General features: G+C 34.0%; 9 protein-coding genes. 4 read left to right on the top strand and 5 right to left on the bottom strand.

Translation table 11 applies throughout. The features are described 5' to 3' along the window. The first annotated feature begins 15 nt into the window (after nt 1-15). Together FJR48_RS01945 and serS are read left to right on the top strand one after the other, a co-directional pair. A complete protein-coding gene (locus tag FJR48_RS01945; RefSeq protein ID WP_152306497.1) occupies nt 16-927 on the top strand; it encodes a methylenetetrahydrofolate reductase in 912 nt (303 codons plus the stop codon). Between the two features lie 10 nt (nt 928-937). After that, nucleotides 938-2,188: a serine--tRNA ligase gene (gene serS, locus FJR48_RS01940; RefSeq protein WP_152306496.1), complete on the top strand. Its 1,251-nt coding sequence runs from the start codon at nt 938-940 to the stop codon at nt 2,186-2,188. Nucleotides 2,189-2,247: 59 nt separating this feature from the next. Here the strand turns inward: serS and FJR48_RS01935 are convergent, their stop codons facing one another. Then, nucleotides 2,248-4,248 carry a diguanylate cyclase domain-containing protein gene (locus FJR48_RS01935; protein WP_152306495.1) on the bottom strand — a complete coding sequence of 667 codons (2,001 nt, stop codon included), beginning with the start codon at nt 4,246-4,248 and terminating at the stop codon, nt 2,248-2,250. A 213-nt stretch (nt 4,249-4,461) separates the two neighbouring features. Between FJR48_RS01935 and tpx the strand changes: the two genes are divergently transcribed. Continuing rightward, nucleotides 4,462-4,971: a thiol peroxidase gene (gene tpx, locus FJR48_RS01930; protein WP_152306494.1), complete on the top strand. Its 510-nt coding sequence runs from the start codon at nt 4,462-4,464 to the stop codon at nt 4,969-4,971. 75 nt (nt 4,972-5,046) lie between these two features. Beyond that, nucleotides 5,047-7,380 carry a tetratricopeptide repeat protein gene (locus FJR48_RS01925; RefSeq protein WP_152306493.1) on the top strand — a complete coding sequence of 778 codons (2,334 nt, stop codon included), beginning with the start codon at nt 5,047-5,049 and terminating at the stop codon, nt 7,378-7,380. Here the strand turns inward: FJR48_RS01925 and FJR48_RS01920 are convergent, their stop codons facing one another. From FJR48_RS01920 to FJR48_RS01905, 4 genes are read right to left on the bottom strand one after another with little or no spacing between them, the layout of a single operon-like run. Further along, entirely contained in the window at nt 7,381-8,004 is a 624-nt protein-coding gene (locus FJR48_RS01920) for a phosphatidylserine decarboxylase (RefSeq protein ID WP_152306492.1), read from the bottom strand. Next, on the bottom strand, nt 7,994-9,958 hold the full coding sequence (gene ftsH / locus FJR48_RS01915; RefSeq protein ID WP_152306491.1) for an ATP-dependent zinc metalloprotease FtsH: 1,965 nt from the start codon (nt 9,956-9,958) through the stop codon (nt 7,994-7,996). Before ftsH ends, FJR48_RS01920 begins: the two co-directional genes overlap by 11 nt. Continuing rightward, nucleotides 9,959-10,792 (bottom strand): 50S ribosomal protein L11 methyltransferase, encoded by an 834-nt coding sequence (locus FJR48_RS01910; RefSeq protein ID WP_152306490.1) that lies wholly within the window; start codon nt 10,790-10,792, stop codon nt 9,959-9,961. It abuts the gene before it with no gap. After that, nucleotides 10,792-11,166, bottom strand: a complete 375-nt coding sequence (locus FJR48_RS01905) for a response regulator (protein ID WP_152306489.1) — start codon at nt 11,164-11,166, stop codon at nt 10,792-10,794. The genes FJR48_RS01910 and FJR48_RS01905 overlap by 1 nt, the downstream gene beginning before the upstream one ends. Nucleotides 11,167-11,209 lie beyond the last annotated feature (43 nt).

The raw sequence follows: 11,209 nt of genomic DNA, 5'->3' as shown, positions 1-11,209 counted from the left end.
GTATAGGACTTGTTTTTGTTTAATACACTAATAGATAAACTTAAAAATTCAACATATATAACTCTGGAAACAACACCCGGTCATTCTGCCCGTTTTAATCCGACTATAGATAAAATAGCCGAGTTGGAACTTGACAAGTATGTGGATGGATTTAGCACGACCGACAACCCGCTTGCAAAACTGAAATACAACTCCCTTTTTGCAGCTAAGATGCTTCAAGAGAGATTTAATAAACCCGTAATTGCTACGATGAGTATGCGTGATCGTAATAAAATAGCACTTCAGTCGGATTTACTAGCTGCAAATGAAGTAGATATACGCGCAATTTTAGCACTTACGGGTGATCCTGCAAATCTTTCTGATCAACCTCACGTAAAAGGGGTATTTGAAGGTGATAGCACACTTTTACTTGAGATGATAGGTGCATTTAATTCCGGTATGAGTTATGCGGGAAAACCTTTTGCAGAAAAACCTAAAGAGATATACCCATTTGCTGTTATAAACAGCTATGCAAAAAACCCGAAAACTCTTCAAAAGAAGATGCAAAAGAAGATTAAACACGGTGCGCTTGGAATAATCAGCCAGCCTGTTTACGACGTAGAAAGTGCAAAACAACTTCTTGACCTGATTGAAAAAGCAAACAATGAATGTTGTTTAGAGCATAAAAAAGCTGAACTGGTTTTAGGACTGTTCCCTATAACAAAATTAAGAACTGCACAGTTTTTATCCGCCCACGTACCGGGTATAAACGTACCCGATGAATGGATAGAAAAATTGCGTATTGCTTCAAAAGGCGGAGAGAGTGAAGAGTATAAAGTAGGATTTGAGCTTAGTAAAAAACTTTTTGAAGACTTAAAAGAGTTGCATCCGAAGATGCATCTGATGACTGCAAACCAATTTAAAATTGCTAAAGATATATTAATATAGAGGATAGAAATTGATAGATTTAAAACTATTACAAAAAGATTTTGATACAGTAAGTAAAAAGCTTGTTCGTAAAGGTGTAGATGCTACACTCTTGGAAGAATTAAAACTAAAAAATGAGCATCTAAAATCCGCTAAACAAGCTTATGAAACACTACAAGCTGCACAAAATGCTATGAGTAAAGAGTTCCCGATATACAAAAAAGAGGGTCGCGATATAGCTGAGCTTAAAGCTAAACTAGATGAGAACAAACTAAAAATAGCAGATGCACTCGAAATTCAAAGAGAGCGTCAAGAAGAGCTAGAGAGTCTTGCTATGGCTATTCCAAATATGCCGGACGATGATGTACCGGACGGTGAAGACGAGAAAGATAATGTAGAGTTAAAAAAAGTTCTTGAACCAAGAAAGTTTGACTTCACTCCGAAAGAGCACTGGGAGTTAGCTGAACAAAACGGCTGGATAGATTTCGAGCGCGGTGTTAAACTTGCAACTAGCCGTTTTTCTGTTCAGTTTGGCATGGGTGCAAGATTAGAGCGTGCACTTATAAACTTTATGCTTGACTTTAACAGAAGTAGAGGATTTGATGAAGTAAGTGTACCTGCTATAGTAAACCGTACGGCATTAGAAGGTACCGGGCAGCTTCCAAAATTTGAAGATGATTTATATAAGATGCAAGATCAAGAACTTTTTTTAATCCCAACGGCAGAAGTTCCCGTAACTAATCTTTTCCAAGATGAGATTTTACGTGAAGATGAACTTCCTAAAAAGATGACTGCATATACATCATGTTTTAGAAAAGAAGCAGGAGCTGCAGGACGTGATACCCGCGGTATGATACGCCAACACCAATTTCATAAAGTTGAACTTGTAGCTATATCTCATCCAAACGAGAGTGAGAAAATCTTTGATGAAATGGTTCAAACTGCATCCGATATACTAACTGCACTAAAATTACCTCATCGTTTAGTAAACCTATGTACCGGTGATTTAGGTTTTGGAGCTGCACATACTACAGACATTGAAGTATGGCTTCCGGGTCAGAACACTTACCGTGAGATAAGCTCTATCTCAAATACAAGAGAGTTCCAGGCAAGACGTGCGAAGATACGTTTTAAAGACGGTAAAAAAAATACTTTCGTACATACATTAAACGGTTCATCTTTAGCAGTAGGTCGTACACTAGTAGCTATAATGGAGAACTTTCAAAACGAAGACGGAAGCATAAATATTCCAGAGGTACTGAAACCTTATCTAGGTATTTAGTAATTTTAAGTGGCATATGAAGTTTTTAAAATAGAAGATTTTTAAAACTCCATCTGTCATTAAGTGTCAACACACTGTATCTCTTTTACAATTTGCATCTGACGAATAGAGATATAACTGCTAATAGCTTTTTCGGTCTGAGAATCATACTTACACTCTATAACTACTTTTTTATTTTGTTTATTTTTTTCTATTTTAATAACTTCACCTAAAGCTTTAATATTATTTGGCTTTTTATCGATACTCAATACGGTTTTTATCTGAATTTTATCACCGACGGAGATATCATATTTTCTTTTCATTGAAACAGCCATTGATTTTATATTTAAATCCAGCAATGTAGAATAAATTATGTCATCATCCTCAGGAATGATTTTAACATCTTGTTCTTCTGCTCTAACCCTAAACATAGTTCTATGAATAGGCGAGCTTTTTGCTACTCTGAAATTATGGATAGCCATTTCGTTTTTAACTACGTCAAAATCTTTTATCTCAGCTTCTACATCACCTATATTTTCTAAATGAAAATATACCTTTGAATCTTCACGTATAGTTACGCACTGTTTCTTAGAGATATGAAAAGATACACTTTTGGAATCTTTATGTAAAAGCGTATTTTTACTGACTATAGGCAACTCTTTATAGTAAATTATCATATTTACTTTTTTTAATTTATCTATAGCAGATACAAACTTTTCCTGATCTTCTAACAATTCTGATTCTCTAATGCCTTCAAAATCGGTAAATATTTTTTTCTTTATAGATTTATTTGCTTTTTCTATTAAACTAAATACGTTAAGGAGTGAAACATTTTCATCTTCTGATGTATCAAACCAAGACAAGGCAAAGGTAACTCGATGCTTTTCTTGATTTAATTTACTAAATAAAGAAAAACACCAATCATAGCAAGACTGCTTAGTGTTCATAGGTATATATAAAGCAAATCTACAATCTTGCACGCGGGCAACTTGTATATCTTTACTTACGAAGTCTTTTATTTTATTTGCAGTTTGGACAATAATGTCCGAGCACTGTTTAGTTTCGCCTTTTGCATTTAATGTTTTTAAATCAGGCAAATCTATAACTGCAAGTGCACTTTTTTTACCGTCTTGGTTTTGTATTCTTGAATTACCTAGTAAACTCTCAAATTTTACATAATTATATAAACCTGTCAGTTTATCTTTTTCAAGAGACATTTTAAGTTTCTCATTGTCTCCTATAAAGTTTGATATGTTGTTAAAACTGATAATATATTTTACTTCTTTGCCCGGCAGTTCCGTTACTCTGGCATTATAGGTAAAAAGTTTTTGATATTTTTGATGATACACATCTACATTAAAAGAGTTGTCTTTTTTACATGCATCTTCGAGCCAATCATCTATATTGCTTAGGGTAAATTTTTCTTTACTATCTTTTTCATGTTTAATCTGTTCATATTTTAAAACTTCATAAAATTCATCCAAGTTAGATGTCCCTGTAAATTCAAAAAACGATTTGTTCGCCGTAACAATTTTTCCGTCTTTAACAATAATTATTTTAGAATGAATAAAGTTGATTATTTTAGAAAATTCCTGAAATTTATTTTGTCTCTCACGCGATTCTACTATGAGCTGTTGTTGTTTTTCATAAAGAGAGGTAAAGATATCTAAAACACCTGCTAGATTTGCATCAAACAAATCGGCTGTCTCAGTTAGTATCCCCTGTGTTTCTTCTAAAGTAAAATCTTTGTTAAATATATAAACCCTTAATGCTTTTCTTACTCCCATACATATTTGAAAAACTTGTCTAGGGGTAATATTTTTATCAATCATATAATTTACAAACTTGGTCATAATCGGACAGTCGCCGGCTTCTTTTTCCTCTCTTACAACGGATATAAAATACTCAATAATTTTTACGGCAAATTTCTCTTTGAACTTGTTTATAGAGATTTTATATTTTTTAAATATATCGGCTACCGTCTCTACTTTCATCCATTCATCGGCTATTTTAACTCTGTCTGATTCTATAGTGTCGATTATTTTATATAGATTCGGTGCTACTTTTTGTTTTATATCCACTGCTGCTCTTTTAAAAAAATACTCTTCCTTACTTTTACATTATAATGCAAAGTAGTTTAATTTTCTTTTAAGTTTAATAATACATCAAGAATGTATCCGCCATAGAGAAAATTTACTCACTTACACAAAAAAATTTTAAACTTTTATATTTCTTAATCGTTACAAGTAAAAATAATGTTAATATAAATAATATATTTTTTAAAAGGTTTAAATATGCAGATGACAATGTTTAAAGGTACGGAAGTAAAACTAGCAGGAAATGAAATAAATGTAGGTGATAATGCACCGATAGCCAAAGCTATAGGGACTGATTTAAACGAGGTAGAAGTAGGCGGAGCTAAAGACAGAGTTCAACTTCTTATAACGGTTCCTTCACTAGATACGGATACATGTGCAGCAGAAACCAGAAGATTTAACGTAGATGTTAACAATCTTGATATTTGCGAAACGACTGTCGTTTCTATGGATTTGCCTTTTGCATCTGAGCGTTTTTGTTCAACCGAAGGTATTGAGAATTTAAGTGTAGCATCTGACTATATGGATAAAGAAGTAAGTCGTGCCTACGGTGTTTTAATGGATGATAATAAACTAAAAGGCTTAAGTGCAAGAGCAGTTTTTGTTATAGATAGAAGCGGAAAAATCGTATATAAAGAGATTGTCCCTGAAGTTACGGCAGAACCAAACTATGAAGCAGCACTAGAGGCTATAAAACAAGCCAGATAGTATAGATACTTTTTCTATAATTTGGCACTAATTTTGCTTTATCAAACTAAGTACAGGACTAAAATAAGGTAAGTGATGGCTGAATTTGAAGAAGAAATAATTATCATAGAAGACGATGATGTAATCAAAAGTCTAAAACAAGAAGAATCCGACGATTCGGATAAAAAGAAAAAGATAATTATTTTTTCCGCAATCAGTGCCGTCTTAATCGTCATTATTATAGTCACTCTTATCCTAATATTTTCATCAGATAAAAAAGAAGAAGTTCAAAAATATTCGATTGACTCCATCGAAGAAAAACTTAACGATAACCAAGACAAAAAGCAAAATCTAGAGATGAGCGAGCTTGAGAACATGATAGCCAAAGCTGCTTATCTATATGAAAACGGCTCACAAGCAAAAGCTTTGCATCTGTATGAAAAAATAGCACAATTCAGTGAATCGATTTCGCAATACAACTTAGGTGTAGCACAACTTAAAAACGAGCAGTACGATACTGCCCTAAAAACATTCTCCAAAGCTATACAAAATGGAGAAAAAAGATGCGTAAGTGCTATAAATGCCGCTGTTTGTTCACTTCATATGAACAATAAAAAAAGTTTTGATTACTATATTAATTTAGCATACGCTTATCTTCCTTCAGAAAACAAATCACCTCTTTATTCATACTACTATGCTTTGATTCAGTACTATAAAAACAACTATTTTGAAGCCTTAAGTGCACTGAATAATCCTACAACAGATGAGTATCCAAATATACAAAAACACTTAAAGTCCAAAATAAATGCACTGTACAATAATAATTTTAAAGCTATTGAGGAACTGGAGAAAGATTATGAAAAAGAAGACTCTCTCTCTTTAGGTTTGTTATACGGAAGAATAGGTGATATAGGCTTGGCTGAAAAGTATATACAAGAAGCCTTAAGTAATAATATCGAACCCGTTAAATCGGCATTGGCACTTAGTTATATATATCTAAAATCAGGTCGTGTTACATCTGCGGGAAAACTTATTCAAAATACGACCGATATGTTCCCCGAAGAGGTGTATAAACCCTATCCTATAAAAGTAAAACTAAAAGATGAACTCTTTGATCCAGAAAAAGCCCAGGCTAGCTACAAAGAGGATATCAAAAAAAGTAATCTAATAAAGTATCATAAAATATTTTATTTCTCTCCATATAAGATTTTTAATGCCAACAGTACAATTGATTATATTAGAAAAGGAAATACGAATATATATATAGATAATGTCCACAGTGCAAAAAACTATCTTAAAAGAAGTAAAGCTACATCAAGTGTTAACAAAGGCATCGTGCAAGCTATAAAAATGGCATTGTCGTTTGATTTAAGAGATGCTAACCAAAAGCTTCAAAACCTCGTAAATATCCAGCCTAGACACTCTATTTTACACTATAATCTAGCTTTGACTTATGCACAAATGGGTGATATTACAAATGCATATCAACATTTTTTAAAATCATATCATCTGGATGCAAAAAATTATCTCTCCGGAATCTATGCCTCTTTATGTGCGGACTTACTTGATAAAGATAAAAAAAGACTCTTAAACACTTTAAAAGAATCTATATTGTTGGAAAATGATTCCGAAGAGATTCAATTTTATAAAACACTTATGTTTATTAGCAACAACAACTCATCCAGTGCATCCGACTGGCTGTATCACGATTATAAACAAAGACCTATATATCTGGCTCTTGAAGCAATAATAGCAGACGACTTGAATAACAAGGCAATAGCAAAGAAAGCTACCACCACATTGAGTACACTCTTTCCAAACGATATACTGCCGCAAATTATGTATATAGATACTCACTTTAATGAACTTAAACCAAAAAAATATGCATTTGAAGTTTTAAAGTATCTTAAAAAACAAAACTTTAATTATAAAGATTTATTTTACGGTCCGTTTATTACAAGACAACTCTACATACAACAAAGTTTAATTACCGGTAATCTATATTTTGTAAGAAAAATACTTCGTGATGAACTGGAAACTACAAGAAAAAATACGGAGGAATTGACAAGTGCATTAGCTCTAGCTTCTTTATATGATAAGTCTTATGAGGAATCTTACGTTCTATATAACAACCTTATCGACACTTTAAAAGTTAGAGATTCTTACACGCTGTTTTTAGGTGCGGTAGCTTCTACGGCAGCGGGACATAATGCGAATGCAATAGCACTTTTGGAATTATCTAAAATGAAAAACAAAACTTTTAAACAAAGTCGTTATGCACTAGGTTTATTATACCTAGAGACACAAAATAATGCAGGAGCTTCCATTCAATTAAATATGGTTGGAGATAGCGGATTTAGATCAAAATACTTCACTTTTGATATAGATACCGATAAACTATATTTGCAAAAGACATTAGGGCAGATTTAGCTAAGAAAGATAAGCTATAACACTCTCGCAAGCTTTTATTTCACTACCGATTTGGACATTCACTTTTGAATTCTTTGGTATTGAAACTACAGTAGTACCTTTTAACATTACACCGTAACGAGAACCCTGAATTACTTTTTGAGAGTTTATTAAATAATGTAAGACACCTAAAAAATTTAAATTTACGACATGAGACACATTAACTACTCTTTTTTGGGAATCTTCAAATGAGATGTTTAATTGCTCGTTTAAAAACTTTGATTTTAAAGAGTTTTTAGATAGAGATGCACCTTTTTGTTCTTTTATCTCTGATATTACAGACCCTATAGGAACTCTAAGTACGGATACGTCGAGATAGTTACTCTCTAGGGTAATTTGCGTAGTTTTTGTATCTTCGTGTATATCTGTCACTCTACCATCTACTGGGCTGACAACACCGCCCTTTTCAAATGCAGGCATCTCTCGTTCGGGATTTCTAAATACGTAAAGAAAAAATAAAATTAATAAAAAAGAAAAAAACTGCAAAAATTCTAAATCAAAAAAACCAAGCACTAAAAACAGTGCTACTGAATATCCAATATAACTCCAACCCTCTTTAGAAATCGGAAATAGATTATTGTTCATCGACTTTACTTTCTTTTTCACTCATAGAAGCGTCTTCTTTAAGTTCATCTTCTATCTCATTGATATGCTCTTGAACTTTTGATTCAATACCGTTTTCTTTTTCAAAGTCAAGTATTATATTTCTAACCTCTTCACCTGTAATGTTTTCTTTTTTATAAAGAAGTTTAACCATATCTTCAATAGCACCGCGATACTCTTCAAGCCTAGCTACTACTGCTTTATAATGCTCATCCAGAGATGCTTTTATAAACTCATCTGCATCTTGAGCTAGTTTATCACTGTACTCACGACTACTGCCACCTTGTGGACCTAAAAATGACTGACGCGATTTTTCCATAACCATAAGTCCTGCTACATCAGTCATACCGTAAGTTTGAACCATAGATTTAATAATATCGGTTGCACGTTCTAAATCGTTTCCGGCACCGGTTGATATCTCACCTATAAAAACCTGCTCCGCTGCACGACCGCCTAATAACACATCTACTTCAGCCCAAAGTTCATGTCTTTGCATCATAAACTTATCTTCTTCAGGTTTATTAAGTGTATAACCAAGAGCTGCTAAACCGCGAGGTACAATAGAGACTTTAGATACTTGTTTAGCACCCTTTGTAGTCTCTGCAAGTAGGGCATGACCACTTTCATGGTATGCTACTATTTTTTTCTCTTTAGGGTTTATTCGGCGTGATTTTTTAGCTAAACCTGCAAGTGCACGCTCAACCGATTCAAATAAATCTTGTTGTTTAACTGTTTTTTGGTTTTTACGACCCGCTAGTAGTGCGGCTTCGTTTACAACATTAGCCAAGTCTGCTCCTGCCAAACCTGCAGTTAAACGTGCGACTTCTTCAAGCTCAACATCATCATCCATCTTCACACCCTTTGTGTGAACTTTTAGTATTTTGATACGACCTTCAAAATCAGGTTTGTCAACTAAAACTTGTCTATCAAAACGACCAGGTCTCATAAGTGCTTGGTCAAGTGTCTCCGGTCTATTGGTAGCTGCCAAAATTATAACCGGAGTATCCGTACCAAAACCGTCCATCTCAGACAAAAGCTGATTCAGAGTTTGTTCACGTTCATCGTTTCCACCCATCATACCGCCTGCAGCACGACTTTTACCGATAGCATCTATCTCATCGATAAATATAATACTAGGGCTGTCTTTTTTTGCTTGTTCAAATAAGTCTCTAACACGTGCAGCACCGACACCTACGAACATCTCTATAAAACTAGAACCCGTTACCGAGAAAAAAGGTACATCTGCTTCACCTGCTACTGCTTTAGCCAAAAGTGTCTTACCTGTACCGGGACTACCGACTAAAAGGACACCTTTAGGGATTTTTGCACCAATCTCAACGTAACGCCCAGGATGCTTTAAAAAGTCAACAATCTCTTGAACTTCCTCTTTAGCTTCTTCGACTCCTGCTACGTCGTCAAACTTGGTTTTAGGCTTTTCGGAATTAACCATATTTTTACTTCCACCCATACCAAGGATACCGTTACCCATACTTTTTTGCATACGTCCTGCAAAAAACATCCACAGTGCCATAATGATTAAAAACGGAAATAACCATCCAAACATCTCCGTAAACCAGTTTGTTTCACTAAATCCGCTGTAATCTATACCTTGTTTATCAAGTTCTTTTACTAATTCCGTATCACCTTTTACGATTCTGGTTGTATAAAGTGTACCGTCGGTTGATTTAGCTCTTATAAAAGTCTGTCCTATCTCAACCTTGTTTAATGTTTTATTTGATACCAACTCTTTAAATTCAGAGTATGAAACCTGTTGGGTTCTTTTTGAACCGGTTTGTCCCTCCATAGAACTGTTTTCACCTACCAACGCTTTAAACAGTAAAATAACTACAACAGAGAATATTGCAAAAGTTATTAATGGATTTTGATTAAAAAAATTATTCGGATTATTTTTTGGACTCTTTTTATTATTTTGCATCTATGCATTTTCCTTTTGTAAAACTATTGTTACCCACTCTTCTTGGGCTATTCTTTGAACTACTTTCATATCTTTATAATATTTTATAACTTTATCTTCATATTTATCTAAAATACCTGATAGTATTAATACACCTGAATCTTTTAAGGCTGCTTTTAAATCTTTTGCTATAAAAGTCAAAACATCCGCAACAATATTTGCTACGACAACATCATATTGGTCGTTTGCAAGTGAACACGAACCTTCCCAAACTCTATTAAACTCTACACCGTTTAATTTTGCATTTTCCAAGGTATTTTCAACCGATACGGGATCGGTATCACATGCATCTACACTCGCTCCAAGCTTAATGGCTCCAACACCTAATATTCCGCTTCCGCTACCTACATCTATAACTCTGTCATTCTCTTTTACATACTTTGATATTGCACGAAGAGATGAAGCTGTTGTAGGGTGATGCCCTGTTCCAAAAGCTAAAGCAGGATCAATCTCTATATTTATATGCTCGGTGCTAGGCTCATCCCATGTCGGATGTATATAAAACTTATCTATCTCTATAGGTTTTATACTTTGTTGATACTCTTTTACCCAATCACTTGCTTTTAGTTTTTGTTGTTTACATTCACATTCTATATTTAACGATAATGCTTTTGATAACGCTTGAGCAAACTGTTCAACTCCCCAAGCTATAGTTTGAAGGTCATCTTCGCTTCTAACTATAAAACCATTTTCCGTCTCTTCAAAGCCGACGGGAATGGTATCGGCTAAAAAGTCAGAAAAAAGTTCATGATGAGAAGATACGGATATCGTGAGCTCATAATAGCTCTCTTGCATTAATCAGATACACCCATTACTGCTGCAAGTTTTTCTTTTAAAACCTGTGGTGTGAATGGTTTTACAATATAGTTATTAACACCGGCTTTTAGTGCAGTGATAACTTCGGCTTTACCACCCTCTGTTGTAACCATAATTATAGGCAAATCTACAAAACGCTCGTCCGCACGAACTTTTTTTACAAGTTCAAGACCATTCATTTCCGGCATATTCCAGTCGGTAATTAACATTTCAACATCCGGATTATCATTCATAGCGTCCCAACCCTCAACACCGTCACCACCTTCTAAAACATCTTTGTATCCAAGTCTAGCTAAAGTGTTTTTAATAATACGACGCATTGTAGAGCTGTCATCAACAACAAGTATTTTCAACTAAAATCCTTTTTTTTATATATATTTTGCAAAATTTATTATC

It is taken from the genome of Sulfurimonas lithotrophica (assembly GCF_009258225.1).
Taxonomy (GTDB): Bacteria; Campylobacterota; Campylobacteria; order Campylobacterales; family Sulfurimonadaceae; genus Sulfurimonas; species Sulfurimonas lithotrophica.
This window is presented reverse-complemented; position numbering and strand designations above follow the sequence as displayed.

Bases quoted from the DNA above. Each gene is read 5' to 3' on its own strand.
- tpx (WP_152306494.1), top strand. From the start codon at position 4,462: ATGCAGATGACAATGTTTAAAGGTACGGAAGTAAAACTAGCAGGAAAT.
- FJR48_RS01925 (WP_152306493.1), top strand. From the start codon at position 5,047: ATGGCTGAATTTGAAGAAGAAATAATTATCATAGAAGACGATGATGTA.
- FJR48_RS01920 (WP_152306492.1), bottom strand. From the start codon at position 8,004: ATGAACAATAATCTATTTCCGATTTCTAAAGAGGGTTGGAGTTATATT.
- ftsH (WP_152306491.1), bottom strand. From the start codon at position 9,958: ATGCAAAATAATAAAAAGAGTCCAAAAAATAATCCGAATAATTTTTTT.
- FJR48_RS01910 (WP_152306490.1), bottom strand. From the start codon at position 10,792: ATGCAAGAGAGCTATTATGAGCTCACGATATCCGTATCTTCTCATCAT.